Annotated in this window: 13 protein-coding genes; 6 read left to right on the top strand and 7 right to left on the bottom strand. The window is 64.1% G+C overall.

The window, feature by feature from the left end; all coding sequences use genetic code 11:
- Window positions 1–32: 32 nt before the first annotated feature.
- From atpA to AC0L3O_RS09660, 4 genes are all read right to left on the bottom strand, one after another.
- A complete protein-coding gene (atpA, locus tag AC0L3O_RS09675) occupies window positions 33–1562 on the bottom strand; it encodes a F0F1 ATP synthase subunit alpha (protein WP_023800086.1) in 1530 nt (509 codons plus the stop codon).
- The gene (locus AC0L3O_RS09670; protein ID WP_023800087.1) at window positions 1562–2122 is read right to left on the bottom strand and encodes a F0F1 ATP synthase subunit delta; all 561 of its coding nucleotides are present in this window, start codon (window positions 2120–2122) and stop codon (window positions 1562–1564) included. The genes atpA and AC0L3O_RS09670 overlap by 1 nt, the downstream gene beginning before the upstream one ends.
- A gap of 246 nt (window positions 2123–2368) precedes the next feature.
- Window positions 2369–2764, bottom strand: coding sequence for an AGROH133_08824 family phage infection protein (locus tag AC0L3O_RS09665; protein ID WP_023800088.1), 396 nt, complete (start codon window positions 2762–2764; stop codon window positions 2369–2371).
- Window positions 2765–3065: 301 nt separating this feature from the next.
- A complete protein-coding gene (locus AC0L3O_RS09660; protein ID WP_128168585.1) occupies window positions 3066–5249 on the bottom strand; it encodes a primosomal protein N' in 2184 nt (727 codons plus the stop codon).
- A 188-nt stretch (window positions 5250–5437) separates the two neighbouring features.
- Between AC0L3O_RS09660 and fsa the strand changes: the two genes are divergently transcribed.
- The gene (fsa, locus tag AC0L3O_RS09655; RefSeq protein WP_473615465.1) at window positions 5438–6091 is read left to right on the top strand and encodes a fructose-6-phosphate aldolase; all 654 of its coding nucleotides are present in this window, start codon (window positions 5438–5440) and stop codon (window positions 6089–6091) included.
- A 106-nt stretch (window positions 6092–6197) separates the two neighbouring features.
- Here fsa and AC0L3O_RS09650 read toward each other — a convergent pair whose 3' ends face one another.
- Together AC0L3O_RS09650 and leuS are read right to left on the bottom strand one after the other, a co-directional pair.
- Window positions 6198–6785, bottom strand: coding sequence for an LPS assembly lipoprotein LptE (locus AC0L3O_RS09650; protein WP_128168587.1), 588 nt, complete (start codon window positions 6783–6785; stop codon window positions 6198–6200).
- On the bottom strand, window positions 6772–9396 hold the full coding sequence (leuS, locus tag AC0L3O_RS09645; RefSeq protein WP_473615463.1) for a leucine--tRNA ligase: 2625 nt from the start codon (window positions 9394–9396) through the stop codon (window positions 6772–6774). Before leuS ends, AC0L3O_RS09650 begins: the two co-directional genes overlap by 14 nt.
- A gap of 146 nt (window positions 9397–9542) precedes the next feature.
- Between leuS and AC0L3O_RS09640 the strand changes: the two genes are divergently transcribed.
- The 4 genes from AC0L3O_RS09640 (at window position 9543) to AC0L3O_RS09625 (ending at window position 12131) form a co-directional block, all read left to right on the top strand.
- The gene (locus AC0L3O_RS09640) at window positions 9543–10205 is read left to right on the top strand and encodes a YggS family pyridoxal phosphate-dependent enzyme (protein ID WP_473615462.1); all 663 of its coding nucleotides are present in this window, start codon (window positions 9543–9545) and stop codon (window positions 10203–10205) included.
- A gap of 85 nt (window positions 10206–10290) precedes the next feature.
- Window positions 10291–10545 carry a type II toxin-antitoxin system Phd/YefM family antitoxin gene (locus AC0L3O_RS09635; protein ID WP_123151235.1) on the top strand — a complete coding sequence of 85 codons (255 nt, stop codon included), beginning with the start codon at window positions 10291–10293 and terminating at the stop codon, window positions 10543–10545.
- Window positions 10545–10946, top strand: coding sequence for a PIN domain-containing protein (locus AC0L3O_RS09630; RefSeq protein WP_473615461.1), 402 nt, complete (start codon window positions 10545–10547; stop codon window positions 10944–10946). The genes AC0L3O_RS09635 and AC0L3O_RS09630 overlap by 1 nt, the downstream gene beginning before the upstream one ends.
- 135 nt (window positions 10947–11081) lie before the next feature.
- Window positions 11082–12131, top strand: a complete 1050-nt coding sequence (locus AC0L3O_RS09625) for an aldo/keto reductase (RefSeq protein ID WP_473615459.1) — start codon at window positions 11082–11084, stop codon at window positions 12129–12131.
- 49 nt (window positions 12132–12180) lie between these two features.
- Here the strand turns inward: AC0L3O_RS09625 and AC0L3O_RS09620 are convergent, their stop codons facing one another.
- Complete coding sequence (locus AC0L3O_RS09620) at window positions 12181–13089, bottom strand: LysR family transcriptional regulator (RefSeq protein ID WP_023800095.1); 909 nt, start codon at window positions 13087–13089, stop codon at window positions 12181–12183.
- Window positions 13090–13226: 137 nt separating this feature from the next.
- On the opposite strand from AC0L3O_RS09620, the gene AC0L3O_RS09615 reads away from it, so the two are divergent.
- Window positions 13227–14402: an MFS transporter gene (locus AC0L3O_RS09615; RefSeq protein WP_473615458.1), complete on the top strand. Its 1176-nt coding sequence runs from the start codon at window positions 13227–13229 to the stop codon at window positions 14400–14402.
- The last annotated feature ends 14 nt before the right edge of the window (window positions 14403–14416 follow it).

Raw genomic sequence — 14416 nt, 5'->3', positions numbered from 1 at the left:
TTCAAACCTGATCCCGTCCGTCCGGCCGTCGTTCAAGCAAAGGTCTTGGCGAAGGTGTCGATCTCCGCCTTCAGCTTGGCGCGCAGATCGTCCGACAGCGCCTTCTCCTTGCGGATACCGTCGAGCACCTCCTTGCCGGCCGAGCGCATGTGGCTGAGCAAGCCATGCTCGAATTTGCTGACCTGGTCGATCGCCAACTTGTCGAGATAGCCGTTGACGCCGGCGAAGATCACCGCGACCTGTTCTTCGACCCTGAGCGGCGAGAACTGCGGCTGCTTCAGGAGTTCGGTCAGGCGTGCACCGCGGTTGAGCAGGCGCTGCGTCGCGGCGTCGAGGTCGGAGCCGAACTGGGCGAAGGCCGCCATTTCGCGGTACTGCGCGAGCTCGCCCTTGATGGAGCCGGCGACCTGCTTCATCGCCTTGATCTGCGCCGAGGAGCCGACGCGCGACACCGACAGGCCGACATTGACCGCCGGGCGGACGCCCTGGAAGAACAGATTGGTTTCCAGGAAGATCTGGCCGTCGGTGATCGAGATGACGTTGGTCGGGATATAAGCCGACACGTCGTTGGCCTGGGTCTCGATGATCGGCAGAGCCGTCAACGAGCCGCCGCCATTGTCGTCATTGAGCTTGGCGGCCCGCTCCAGCAGGCGCGAATGAAGGTAGAAGACGTCGCCCGGATAGGCTTCGCGGCCAGGCGGGCGGCGCAGCAGCAGCGACATCTGGCGATAGGCGACGGCCTGCTTCGACAGATCGTCGTAGCTGATCAGCGCGTGCATGCCGTTGTCGCGGAAATATTCGCCCATCGTGCAGGCGGTGAACGGCGCAAGGAACTGCATCGGCGCCGGATCGGAAGCGGTGGCGGCGATGATGATCGAATAATCGAGCGCGCCGCGCTCTTCGAGAACTTTCACGAACTGCGCAACGGTCGAGCGCTTCTGGCCGACGGCGACGTAGACGCAGTAGAGCTTTTCCTTCTCCGGGCCGTGCTCGTGCACCGATTTCTGGTTGAGCATTGTGTCGAGGATGATCGCGGTCTTGCCGGTCTGGCGATCGCCGATGACCAGCTCGCGCTGGCCGCGGCCGACCGGGATCAGCGCATCGATGGCCTTGAGGCCGGTCGACATCGGCTCGTTCACCGATTTGCGCGGAATGATGCCGGGCGCCTTGACGTCGACGCGCTTGCGCTCGGTCGCCTGGATCGGGCCCTTGCCGTCGATCGGGTTGCCGAGCGCATCGACGACGCGGCCGAGCAGGCCCATGCCGACCGGCGTATCGACGATGGCGCCGGTGCGCTTGACGATATCGCCTTCCTTGATGTCTCGGTCGGCGCCGAAGATGACGACGCCGACATTGTCAGCTTCGAGATTGAGCGCCATGCCGCGGATGCCGCCGGGGAATTCGACCATCTCGCCGGCCTGGACATTGTCGAGGCCGTAGACGCGGGCGATGCCGTCACCGACGGACAGAACCTGGCCGACTTCGGAGACCTCGGCCTCCTTGCCGAAATTCTTGATCTGGTCTTTCAGAATTGCGGAAATTTCCGCGGCGCGGATGTCCATCAGCCGACCTCTTTCAGTGCAAGCTTGAGCGAATTGAGTTTGGTTTTGAGCGACGTATCGATCTGGCGCGAGCCTATCTTGACCACCAGCCCGCCGAGCAACGACGGATCGACGGTCACGGTGATCGCGACATCCTTGCCGGCAACGCTTTTCAGCGCCGCCTTCAGCTCGGTTTGCTGGGCGTCGGTCAGCGCATGCGCCGAGGTCACTTCAGCGGCGGTCTCGCCACGATGCTCGGCGGCGATCTGGCGGAATGCCTTGATCATGCCGGGAATGGCGAACAGACGGCGGTTCTGGGCGACGACGCGCAGGAAATTGCCGGTGAGGCCGGTGATCCCTGCCTTGTCGGCGATCGCCGCAATGGCCTTGGCCTGGTCCTCGCTGGAGAACACCGGGCTATTGATCAGCCGGGTCAGATCAGCACTGCCTTCGAGCATCGCCGCGAAACTGTTGAGGTCGGCCTCGACCTGGCCGACCGAATTCGCCTGGAGCGCGAGCTCGAACAGCGAACCCGCATAGCGCTCTGCGACACCTGAGATTGGCGATGACGATTGGGCCACGGACCGTCTTTTCTCTTGTCTGACAGGCCGCAGATTATTGGCGCGAGCGAAAACTCTGGCTAAATCTTTGACCTTACTGCATTTTTCCAAGCACGAAGACGCGGCTTCCGCTATCCCCGGCCGAAAGTCGATTGCCGTCTAGCACAGGCATTTTAAGACCGCAATGCGTCGCCCCGCATGGTTTTCAGGCACTATTGTCGCATCCGGCGGCGCGGTTCGACCGCCGGTCCCGAATTAGCCTTTGATTCAAGGCACAAAGCCGAAAGCGAAGGCAAGCGGCAGCGCCGCCAGCACCAGTTCGACCACGATGGACGCCCAGTTGAAAGGTGTGTTGGCGCTGTCCGACATCATCGACAGCAGGCGACCGAAGGCGGTGAACAGCCAGGAAAAGCCAAGCGCCATGTAGAGCAGCGGTTGCGCCAGCAGAATGCAGCACAGGCCGACGCCGAGATAGAAGCCTGACATCCTGCCGCGCCCTTCGGCGATCGCCGCCGCCTTTTCGGGCTTGACCTGCAGTCTGAGTATCCGGAAAGCCAGTGCCGGCGCCAGGAACAACATCAGCCCGAACAGCAAGGTCACGACGGCGCTCGACCACGCCAGCCACTCGCCCTGGCTCATCGGCCACGGAAACGCAAATTCCATACTGTCCCCTCGCAAATGGCTGTTTCGAAATTTCGGGCATTCTAGCGAAGCAAGAGCCATGCGCCAGATGCGCGTCACGAATTACGGGCGCGCATCAGTCCAACGCGAACACGACCGCCGCCTCGGTATGGATGCGCGTCGTACCAAGAGCTTCATGACGGGCTGTTCCTCCTTTATGGAACGCTATGCATGCTATGCATTATGACCACATGAGACCACACAGGGAGTGAGGCGCTCGAGGTGTGGTGCTGGAATATATTGCAAGACCCGCCTGCGGCCGACCAGACTAACTCCAAACGCCTCACAAAAAGCTCTGCGGGTCGATGTCGACCTGCACGCGCACCGAGCCCCGCAGCTTCGGTCCCTCGGCCAGCATGGTGCGGATGAACCCTTGCATGTCGGCGCGCCGCTCGCCCTGGATCAGCAGGCGAAAGCGATGGCGGCCGCCGATCAGCGACAGCGGCGCCTCGGCCGGGCCGAGCACGAACAGATCGGCGGCCTGAGGTGCGGCGCGCCGCAAACCCCGCGCATGGCCCTCCGCTTCGGCCCGCGTCGCAGCACTGACGATGACGCCGGCGAGCCGGCCGAAAGGCGGCAGCACCGCCCGCTCGCGCTCAGCGATTTCGCGCTCGTAAAAAGCCTCGGCGTCGCCGGAGACGATCGCCCGCATGACCGGGTGGTCGGGCTGGAAGGTCTGCAGCAGGCCAAGGCTCTTCTTGCCGGTGCGGCCGGCGCGGCCGGTCACCTGGCTGAGTAGCTGGAAGGTGCGTTCGGCGGCGCGCGGATCGCCATTGGCCAGGCCGAGGTCGGCGTCGACCACGCCAACCAGTGTCATGTTGGGGAAATTGTGGCCCTTGGCGACGAGCTGCGTGCCGATGACGATGTCGGCCTCGCCATTTGCGATGGCTTCAAGCTCCAGCCTCAGCCGCCGCACGCCGCCCATCAGGTCAGACGACAGGACGATGGTGCGGGCGTCGGGGAAATGCGCGACGACCTCTTCGGCGATGCGCTCGACGCCCGGCCCGCAGGCGACCAGATGGTCGAGCGTGCCGCATTCCGGGCAGGCCTCGGGCCGCCGCTCATTGTGCCCGCAATGGTGGCAGACGAGCTGGCCGCGAAAGCGGTGCTCGACCAGCCAGGCCGAGCAGACCGGGCAACCGAAGCGATGGCCGCAGACCCGGCACAGCGTCAGCGGCGCATAGCCGCGCCGGTTGAGGAACAGCAGTGACTGTTCCTTCTTCTCCAGTGTCTGGCGCATGTGGCCAAGCAGCACCGGCGACAGGAAGCCGCCGCGTGCCGGCGGGGCGCGGCGCATGTCGATCGTCTTCAGGTCGGGAAGCGCCGCCTCGGCAAAGCGCGCCGAAAGCACCGCCCTGCTATAGCGGCCTTGGCTCGCATTGACCCGGCTTTCGACCGACGGTGTCGCCGAGGCGAGCACGACCGGAAAGCCGCCGATGTGGCCGCGCACCACCGCCATGTCGCGGGCATTGTAGAAGACGCGGTCTTCCTGCTTGTAGGCGGGGTCGTGCTCCTCGTCGACGACGATCAGCCCAAGCTCCCTGAACGGCAAAAACAGCGCCGAACGCGCGCCGGCAACGACGCGCACGCCACCCTCCGCCACCTGCCGCCAGACACGCTCGCGCATCCTTGGCGGCAGGTCCGAGTGCCATTCGGCCGGCTTGGCGCCGAACCGTTCCTGGAAGCGCTCGAGGAAGGCGTGGGTCAGCGCGATCTCCGGCAGCAGGATCAGCACCTGCTTGCCGCGGTCGAGCGCCGCCGACACCGCCTCGAAATAGACCTCGGTCTTGCCCGATCCGGTCACCCCGTCGAGCAGCGTGACGCCGAATGCGCCGGCCGCGACATTGCTGCGCAGCATCTCGGCTGCATCGCGCTGGTCCGGCATCAGCGATGGCTGGGCGTAGCCTGGGTCGGGTGCTGCGACCACCGGTCGCGGCGGGATCATGACGGTCTCGAACACGCCTTGCGCCTTCAGCCCGTCGATCACCGTCGACGACACGCCGGCCGCATGCGCCAGCCCGGACCGCGTCCAGGCGAGCCCGCCTTCGGCTGTCTCCAGCACGCGCATCCTCGCATCCGTCACACGGTCGGGTCTGGCCAAGGTGCGTTGCAGCCCTTCGATCCACGGTTCCGGGTCGAAGGCCTCCGGCGCCCGCAGCAGCATACGCGCCACCATGCCGGGCGGCGACAGCGTGTATTGCGCGATCCAGTCGACGAAGCGGCGCATAGCGCGGTCGATGGGCGGGCAGTCGAAGACCTGCTCGATCGGGCGCAGTTTTTTGGCATCGACCTTTTCGACGGCTCCGTCCCAGACGATGCCGGCGACCTGGCGCGGGCCGAGCGGAACGCGCACGATCGAGCCCGGCACCACGCGCATGCCGGCGGGCACGGCATAGGTGTAGGGGCGCTCGGCGGGCATCGGCACCAGCACCGGTGCGGCCGCGACAAAGGGCGAATCTTCGATCATGAGGCGTGACCTTGCCCCGACTTTGGTCTAGATCAAAGTCCGACCCCAAATGTGCATGACACGCACTAGAGCGACGTGCGTCCATCCGGACGCACAAAGTACGCTCTAGAACTTTAAACCTCGCATCGTGCTTCCGAAAATCGATTCGATTTTCGGGCCGATGCGATAAAAATCTTCAGGAGACCGTCATGAAATTTTTTGTCGACACCGCCGATGTTAAGGAAATCCGTGAACTGAATGATTTGGGGCTGCTCGACGGCGTCACCACCAATCCTTCGCTGATCCTCAAATCCGGCGGCAAGATCGCCGACGTCACAAGAGAGATCTGCGAGATCGTCAAGGGACCGGTCTCGGCCGAAGTCGTCGCCACCGAATACAAGGACATGATGGCGGAGGCCAAGATCCTGGCAAGGATCGCCGATAATGTCTGCATCAAGGTGCCGCTGACGCTCGACGGCCTGAGGGCCTGCAAGGACATCCGGTCGGACGGCCGCATGGTCAATGTTACGCTGTGCTTCTCGGCCACCCAGGCGCTGCTCGCCGCCAAGGCCGGTGCCTCCTTCATCTCGCCCTTCGTCGGCCGCATCGACGACAGCGGCTGGGACGGCATGGAGCTGATTGCGGATATCCGCACCATCTACGACAACTATGATTTCCGGACCGAGATCCTGACCGCCTCGGTGCGCACGGTGAACCATGTCAAGCAGGCCGCACTGATCGGCGCCGACGTCATCACCGCGCCGCCGGCGACGCTGAAGGCGCTGGTCAAGCACCCGCTGACCGACAAGGGCCTGGAGCAATTCCTCGCCGACTGGGCCAAGACCGGCCAGACAATCGGCTGAAATCAAGACGCGGTGTTCACATAAAAGGCCGAGCAATCGGCCTTTTTTTGCGCCATCAATCAGGCCTCGGCGGTAACCGGAACGTCTCGGCCCAAGCCGAAAAATTCTAACCGGCCACTGTCTTGCCGTGCTTGACCAGATCCTGCGCGATCGACAGGCGCAGCAGATCCGCCAGCTCGCGCGCCGCGCGGTTCTCGGCGTCGATTTGCGCCCGGTAGGAGGCAAACTCCTGACGCGGCCTGTCGAAGGACGACGCTATCGAGCGCTTGCCGGTCGCGATGGTCTTGCCGGTCCTGGCGTCGGTCAGGAGATAATTCGCGGTCAGTGTCACCGTGCCCGCCGTTGGCTCGTCGTCATCGGTCGTGATCTGCACGGTTGCAGCGGATTCAACAAGTTCGGTAACGCCGAGATCGAGCGAATAGGCGGGGGACGCCGGCTCGCCCGCACCCTGGCCGAGCGCGAAGATCAGATTGTTGCGGACCTGCTGGGCGTAACGGGTGTTGACCGGTTTGACCGAGATGGACCCGAGTTCGGCGGCAGCCCCGACTTGCGAGCCGGCCGACAGCGGCGCGCTCGAATAGAGCGGGCGCACCGTGCAGGCCGAAACCAGCGCAACCGAAGCGACCAGGCCATACAGCGTTATACGGCGCAGCAAATGCGTCACTTCTGTCTTCCTCGGATCAGGCAACGACATTGACGATCCTCTGCGGGACGATGATCACCTTGCGCGGTGCCCTACCTTCAAGCGCTTTCTGCACGAAGTCGAGAGCCAGAACCGCTTTTTCGACGGCACCTTGGTCCGCGTCGCGGGCAATTGTCAAATCGCCGCGCTTCTTGCCGTTGACCTGAACCGGCAGCACGATCTCGCTGTCGAGGACAAGCGCCGGATCATAGACGGGCCAAGGCCGTTCGGCGACCAGATCGGTACCGCCGAGCGTCTGCCAGCATTCCTCGGCCAAATGCGGCATGACCGGCGCAATCAGATGGACGAGGATGTCGACGGCCTGCCGGCAGGCAGCCTTGAGCGCCGGATCGGCCTTGCCTTCGGCCGCCTCGTTGAGCGGCGTGGTGAGCGCATTGGCGAGCTCGTAGATGCGGGCAATGGCGCGGTTGAAGGCGAGCTTTTCAATATCCTCGCCGACCGATTTCAACGCCTTGTGCGCGGCCTTGGAAACAGTCCCTGCCTCGCCCTCCTTCGCCGCTGCCGGTCGGATTCCGGCGAGCGATTCGGCAGCCGTCGACACCAGGCGCCAGATACGCTGGATGAAGCGGTGCGCGCCGGCGGCACCCTCGTCGGTCCATTCGACGTCACGCTCGGGCGGCGAGTCCGACAGCATGAACCAGCGCGCGGTGTCGGCGCCATAGCCGTCGGTGATCTCTTCCGGGCTCACTGTGTTCTTCTTCGACTTCGACATTTTTTCGAGCGGGCCGATCACCGCCTCTTCGCCGGTCGCGATTTCGATGGCGCGGCGCTTGCCGTCGACGTCTTCCAGCCGCACCTCGCTGGGAGCAACCCAGCGGCTGTTCGATCCACTGCCGACCCGATAGGTCTCGTGCACCACCATGCCTTGCGTGAACAGGCCCCTGAACGGCTCGGCGAGATCGACATGGCCGGTCTCGCGCATGGCGCGGGTGAAGAAGCGCGAATAGAGCAGGTGCAGAATGGCGTGCTCGATGCCGCCAATATACTGGTCGACCGGCAGCCATTCGGTCGCTGCCTTGGGATCGGTCGGATCGTTCGCCCAGGGTGCGGTGAAGCGGGCGAAATACCAGGACGAATCGACGAAAGTGTCCATCGTGTCGGTTTCACGGCGTGCATCCTTGCCGCATTGCGGGCATTTGACATGCCGCCATGTCGGATGGCGGTCGAGCGGATTGCCCGGCCGGTCGAATTCGATGTCGTCGGGAAGCTTGACCGGCAGGTCCGCCTTCGGCACCGGCACGACGCCGCAATCCTCGCAATGGATCATCGGGATCGGGCAGCCCCAGTAGCGCTGGCGCGAAATGCCCCAGTCGCGCAGGCGGAAGTTGACCTTGCGCTCGGCCATCGGCCGGTTGCCGATGGTCTTTTGTTCCAGCAGCTTGGCCACCTCATCGAACGCCTGATCAGGCTTCATGCCGTCGAGGAAGCGCGAATTGATCATCACGCCGTCGCCGACATAGGCCTCGTCGATGATCTGGAAGTTTCCCTGGATCTCGCCTTCCGGCATCACCACCGGAATGACCGGCAGGCCATATCGGTTAGCGAAGTCGAGGTCGCGCTGGTCACCGGACGGGCAACCGAATATGGCGCCGGTGCCGTACTCCATCAGCACGAAATTGGCGACATAGACAGGCAGCGTCCAGTTCGCGTCGAACGGATGGACGACTCGTATACCGGTATCCATGCCCTTTTTTTCGGCCGTTTCCAGCGCCGCCACCGAAGTGCCCATGTGGCGAACCTCGTCGATGAACTTGGCCAGCGCCGGATTGTTTTCGGCCGCCTTCTTGGCCAGTGGATGGTCAACTGCGACCGCCATGAAGGAGGCGCCGAAGATGGTGTCAGGCCGCGTCGTGTAGACCTCCAGCTCACCCTCGCCAGCAATCGGCGCGGCCAGCGGCCAGCGGATCAGCAGGCCTTCCGAACGGCCGATCCAGTTCGCCTGCATCAGCTTGACTTTTTCTGGCCACTCGTCGAGGCCCTCCAGCGAGTCCAGCAGGTCCTGCGCATAGTCGGTGATCTTGAAGAACCACTGCGTCAGCTCGCGCTGTTCGACCAGCGCACCGGAGCGCCAGCCGCGTCCCTCGATGACCTGCTCGTTGGCAAGCACCGTCATGTCCTCCGGATCCCAGTTGACCTTGGAGGATTTGCGCGTCACCAGCCCCTTCTCGACGAAATCGAGGAACAGCATCTGCTGGCGGTGGTAGTAGTCGACATCGCAGGTGGCGAATTCGCGCGCCCAGTCGAGCGACAGGCCCATGACCTTGAGCTGCTCGCGCATGGCGGCAATGTTCTGATAGGTCCAGTCCTTGGGATGGACCTTGTTCTGCATCGCCGCGTTCTCGGCCGGCATGCCGAAGGCGTCCCAGCCCATCGGGTGCAGCACGTTGAAACCCTTGGCCCGCTTGTAGCGCGCCACCACGTCGCCCATCGTGTAGTTGCGGGTATGGCCGATATGGATGCGCCCCGACGGATACGGAAACATCTCGAGCACGTAGTATTTCGGACGCGGGTCGTCGTTGTCAGCCTCGAACAGCTTCTTGGCGTCCCAGGCCTTCTGCCATTTGGGCTCTGATGCGCGCGGATTGTATCGTTCGGTTGCCATTGGGTGTTTTTCACTTAAAAAGCATGCGCGAACAGCCGGACATGCCCGGCGGCTCAGGAAATGTCGTCGCGGTGTTCACCATGGATTGCCGGACCCGTCAACTGCGACGCCCCGGCCAGGACAAAAACCAGAGTCAGGATATAGGCATGGCGAGCGCCGTAGAACAGTTTTTCACGGTCAAGGCGAGGATCGCCGCCGCCGAGCGCGAGGCAGGCCGGCAAGCCGGCGCGGTGACGCTGGTCGCGGTCTCGAAGACCTTCAGCGCCGACGATATCAGCCCGGTCATCGACGCCGGGCAGCGCGTCTTCGGCGAGAACCGCGTCCAGGAAGCACAAGCCAAATGGCCGGCGCTGAAGCAAGCCTTCCCCGACATCGAGTTGCACCTGATCGGTCCGCTGCAATCGAACAAGGCGAAGGAAGCGGTCGCCCTGTTCGACGTCATCGAGACGGTCGATCGCGAGAAGATCGCCGCCGAACTCGCCAAGGAAATCGCCAGGCAAGGTCGGTCACCAAAACTCTACGTTCAGGTCAACACCGGCTCGGAACCGCAAAAGGCAGGGATCGAGCCGCGCGAAGCCGTACCCTTCGTTACGCGCTGCCGCGAGGTCCATGGCCTCGCCATCGAAGGCCTGATGTGCATTCCGCCGGCCGATGAGAATCCCGGCCCGCATTTCGCGCTGCTGGAAAAGCTCGGCACGGAGGCAGGGGTGGAGGCGCTTTCGATGGGCATGTCCGGCGACTACGAAACCGCGATCACCTTCGGTGCAACCAGCATCAGGGTCGGCTCGGCGATCTTCGGCAGCCGCTAGCGGGCATTTTAGCGGCAGTTTAGCGATCAGCCTTGATAGTCGGGCGCGTCAGGCATATATCTAGCCAAGCTAGCCAGGAGGACCGATGAACTGGCACCTTCAGGATGCGAAAAACAACTTTTCCAAAGTGGTTCAGCGCGCGCGCAGCGAGGGACCGCAGACGGTGACCCTGCGTGGCGAGCGCGCGGCCGTGGTGCTTTCTGCCGAAGACTATGACCGCTTGTCGGGAAAAAAGAAGTCACTGGCAGAATATCTTCTGACCGGCCCGGTCTGGGATGATGATTTCGCCGAGGAGGTCAACCGTCGCTCGGATACGATGATCCGCGACATCGACCTCTGATGTACCTGCTCGACACGAACATCGTTTCGGATGTGGAACGACGCTTGTCCAAGCCCACCGCTTGGCTAGCTTCAGTGGATCCGGGTTCGGTCAATCTCAGCGTCATCACGCTCGGCAAGATCGAACGCGGGATCGTCAAGCTGCGCAAGGTCGATCCCGAACGGGCAACGCGCCTCGATCTGTGGCTGCGAGAGCTTCGGCGGGACAATGCCGACCGCATCCTTGCGGTTACTGAAGATGTCGCGTTGTCGTGGGGTCGCATCTCGGCTGGCCGCACACGGGGTAGCGCCGACACGCTCATTGCCGCCACAGCTTTTGTCCACGACCTCATTCTGGTTACGCGCAACGTCGCCGATTTCGACGATACCGGGGTGACGGTCCTCGATCCTTGGACAATCTGACCTGTTCCCCGTTGCACCGGATCGTCGGTCGCGGAGCTTGGTCCAGAACCACCAGGCCGTTACGCCAACAAGTAGAAACGAAACGTATCGTTCCTATATCGACCGGGTCATTCCAAAACTTTCCGGAGCCGCACCATGCGTTACAATCAACTTGGAAACACGGGGATGTTTGTCTCCGAACTGTGTCTCGGCACCATGACCTTCGGCGCCGCCGACCAAAACAACCAATGGGGCCTGATCGCCAGCCTCGACCAGGATGGCGTCGACAGGATCGTCCAGCGCTCGCTCGCCGCCGGCATCAATTTCTTCGACACGGCCGATGTCTATTCCTTCGGCGCATCGGAACGGCTTCTCGGCCAGTCGCTGCGCAATCTCGGCATCGAGCGGCAGGACGTGATCATCGCCACCAAAGTCCATGGCGCCATGGGCGACGGCCCCAACCAGCGCGGCTCCTCGCGCGGCCACATCATAGATTCGGTCGACGGCAGTCTCGAACGGCTGCAACTGGACCATATCGATCTCTATCAGCTGCACGGCACCGACGCGGTAACGCCGATCGACGAGACGCTAAGGGCGCTCGACGATCTGGTTGCCAGCGGTAAGGTCCGCTATGTCGGCGTCTCGAACTGGGCGGCCTGGCGCATCGCCAAGGCATTGGGCATCGCCGAACGCAAGGGCTTTGCCCGTTTTGAGACGGTCCAGTCCTACTATTCGATCGCCGGCCGCGATCTGGAGCGCGAGATCGTGCCGCTGCTCAACGAGGAGAAGCTTGGGCTGATGGTCTGGTCGCCGATGGCGGGCGGGCTGCTTTCCGGCAAATACGGACCCGGCGCGCCTGGCAATGGCGAGGGCCGCCGCGCCAGCTTCAATTTCCCGCCGGTCAATGAAGACCGCGCCTGGGCGGCGGTCGCCGTCATGCGCGAGATCGCCGGCAAGCACGGCGTCAGCGTCGCCACGGTGGCACTTGGCTATGTCTTGGCCAAGCCTTTCGTGATGAGCGTGATCATCGGCGCCAGCCGCATGGAGCAGCTCGAACAGAACCTTGCCGCCACCGAGTTGAAGCTCGACAGCGACGATCTTGCTCGTCTCGACGAAGTCAGCGCGCTGCCATCCGAATATCCGGGCTGGATGCTCGAGCGCCAGGCGGCTGGCCGGCGTCCGGCGCCCTTTGCGGAGAAGAAGTAAATCTCATCTTCGATTTCGGGAGCCGGCGGGCTCCCGATCTTTCTTGGGCTCAGCTCAGCCGGACCGTCTCGACCAGAAAGTCGAGAAAGGCCCGCACTCGGGCCGGCAAATGTTTGCCCTGGCCGACGTAAACAGCGTGGGTAAGCTCCTCGTCGCCGGGGTTGAAGTCCTCCAGAAGCGGGACCAGCCGGCCGGCGGCGATGTCGGGCTCGACATGCCAGCGCGCCAGCCGGGCGATGCCAGTGCCCGAAAGCGCCATCAGCCGCATCGCCTCGCCGTCGCTGACCAGCGCGTTTCCGGTGATCGGGACGATGAAGGCGTCGCCGGCCGCAGCGACGAAGGGCCAGCCGTCGACATGGCGCACGAAGCAGAAACCCATCCGGTTGTGATGATCGAGATCGGCCGGCGTTTGGAGCGCGCCATGCGTCCTGATGTACGATGGCGCGGCGACGACGACCAGCCGGCTCTGCCCGAGCTTGCGCGCCACCAAACGTGATTCGCCGAGCGGCCCGGCGCGGATGGCGACATCGGCGCGCTCCTCCATCAGGTCGATGACATTGTCGGTCAAAACCAGATCGATGGCGATTTCCGGATAGCGTTCGAGAAAGCGCGGCAAGAGCGGGATCAGCCGGTGCTGCCCGAACGGCACGTAGCTGTTGACCCGCAGCCGGCCGCGCGGCGCAGCACCGGCCGCCGCCTCGCGCTCGGCTGCCGCCATGTCGGCCAGGATGCGCACGCCGCTGTCGAAGAAGGCCGCGCCTTCTGGAGTCAATTGGAGCTTGCGCGTCGAACGGCTGATCAGCCGCGCGCCAAGCCGCGCCTCAAGCCGCGCAATCAGCTTGCTCACCGCCGACGGCGTCATCCGCAGCATCCGCGCCGCAGCCGAAAAACTGCCCGCTTCGACGACACGGACAAACACTTCGATCTCGCCGGAGCGGTTGATGTCAGGCCTCGCCATTCGTGAATCTATTTCACAGACAATGTGCCCGACGCAAGGCTGGTTCACAGCACATGGCAACACGATCTTCCGGGTCGGGGCGCAGGAGGACACGGCGTCCTGTCGTCAAAACTGCTGTCATCGGAGTGGGAACCGCAATGCCTCTTGCCCTTTATGCTCTCGCCGCTGGTGCGTTCGGCATCGGTGTCACCGAATTCGTCATCATGGGCCTGCTGCTCGACGTCAGCGCCGATCTCGGCGTCTCGATCTCGGCCGCCGGCCAGTTGATCTCCGGCTATGCGCTGGGCGTCGTCATCGGCGCGCCGCTGCTGACGATCGCCACCGGCCGCTGGCCGCGCAAGACCGTGCTTCTGGCGCTGATGGCGGTCTTCACGCTGGGCAACCTCGCCTGCGCGCTGGCCCCCGACTACTGGACGCTGATGGCTGCCCGCGTGCTCACCGCCTTCGCCCACGGCACCTTCTTCGGCGTTGGTGCGGTGGTTGCGACCGGGCTGGTCGCTCCCAACAGGAAGGCCTCGGCGATCGCCCTGATGTTCACCGGCCTGACCATCGCCAACATCCTCGGCGTGCCCTTCGGCACCTGGCTCGGCCAAGCCTTCGACTGGCGGGCGACCTTCTGGGCTGTAACCCTGGTCGGCATCGTCGCCTTCGCCATCATTCTCCTGCTGGTGCCGCGCAGCCCGGCAGCGCTGGAAAAGAGCGACCTGCGCGGCGATCTCGCCCTGCTCGGCCGCGCCCCGGTTCTGCTTGGCTTCGCCGTCACCGTGCTGGGCTATGCGGGCGTCTTCGCCGTCTTCACCTATATCGCCCCCCTCCTGACCGAGATCACCGGTTTTGCGGAAGCGGCGGTGTCGCCGATCCTGCTTGTCTTCGGCGGCCTCATCGCCGGCAATCTCGCCGGCGGCAAGTTCGCCGACCGCTGGCTGGTGCCTTCCGTCCTCGGCAGTCTCGTTGTGCTGGCGCTGGTGCTCGGCACGATGACCTTCGCCCTGCACAGCCGGGCGATGGCTGTCATCCATGTCGGCCTGCTCGGCGCCGCCGCCTTCGCCACCGTAGCGCCGCTGCAGATGTGGGTGCTGGAAAAGGCTGAAGGCGCCGGCCAGAGCCTCGCCTCGTCCTTCAACATCGCCGCCTTCAACCTCGGCAACGCCGCCGGCGCCTGGCTCGGCGGCATGGTCATCGCGCATGGCCCCGGCCTCGGCGCCGTCTCCTGGGTCGCCGCCCTGCTGCCGCTCTCGGCGCTCGCCGTGGCGTGGCTGGCGCTGCGCCTCGATCGCCCGACGCTTGGAGAACCGGCATCTGCCCGCTCGTAGCAACCCCTTAGACA

The organism is Mesorhizobium sp. WSM4810 (assembly GCF_055811235.1).
The sequence above is the reverse complement of the archived record's forward strand: the minus strand, read 5'-3'. Positions and strand labels throughout refer to the sequence as shown.

Excerpts from the sequence above, each read along its gene's own strand:
- atpA (WP_023800086.1), bottom strand. The coding sequence starts at position 1,562 with ATGGACATCCGCGCCGCGGAAATTTCCGCAATTCTGAAAGACCAGATC.
- AC0L3O_RS09665 (WP_023800088.1), bottom strand. The coding sequence starts at position 2,764 with ATGGAATTTGCGTTTCCGTGGCCGATGAGCCAGGGCGAGTGGCTGGCG.
- AC0L3O_RS09660 (WP_128168585.1), bottom strand. The coding sequence starts at position 5,249 with ATGATCGAAGATTCGCCCTTTGTCGCGGCCGCACCGGTGCTGGTGCCG.
- fsa (WP_473615465.1), top strand. The coding sequence starts at position 5,438 with ATGAAATTTTTTGTCGACACCGCCGATGTTAAGGAAATCCGTGAACTG.
- AC0L3O_RS09650 (WP_128168587.1), bottom strand. The coding sequence starts at position 6,785 with ATGTCGTTGCCTGATCCGAGGAAGACAGAAGTGACGCATTTGCTGCGC.
- leuS (WP_473615463.1), bottom strand. The coding sequence starts at position 9,396 with ATGGCAACCGAACGATACAATCCGCGCGCATCAGAGCCCAAATGGCAG.
- AC0L3O_RS09640 (WP_473615462.1), top strand. The coding sequence starts at position 9,543 with ATGGCGAGCGCCGTAGAACAGTTTTTCACGGTCAAGGCGAGGATCGCC.
- AC0L3O_RS09635 (WP_123151235.1), top strand. The coding sequence starts at position 10,291 with ATGAACTGGCACCTTCAGGATGCGAAAAACAACTTTTCCAAAGTGGTT.
- AC0L3O_RS09630 (WP_473615461.1), top strand. The coding sequence starts at position 10,545 with ATGTACCTGCTCGACACGAACATCGTTTCGGATGTGGAACGACGCTTG.
- AC0L3O_RS09625 (WP_473615459.1), top strand. The coding sequence starts at position 11,082 with ATGCGTTACAATCAACTTGGAAACACGGGGATGTTTGTCTCCGAACTG.
- AC0L3O_RS09620 (WP_023800095.1), bottom strand. The coding sequence starts at position 13,089 with ATGGCGAGGCCTGACATCAACCGCTCCGGCGAGATCGAAGTGTTTGTC.
- AC0L3O_RS09615 (WP_473615458.1), top strand. The coding sequence starts at position 13,227 with ATGCCTCTTGCCCTTTATGCTCTCGCCGCTGGTGCGTTCGGCATCGGT.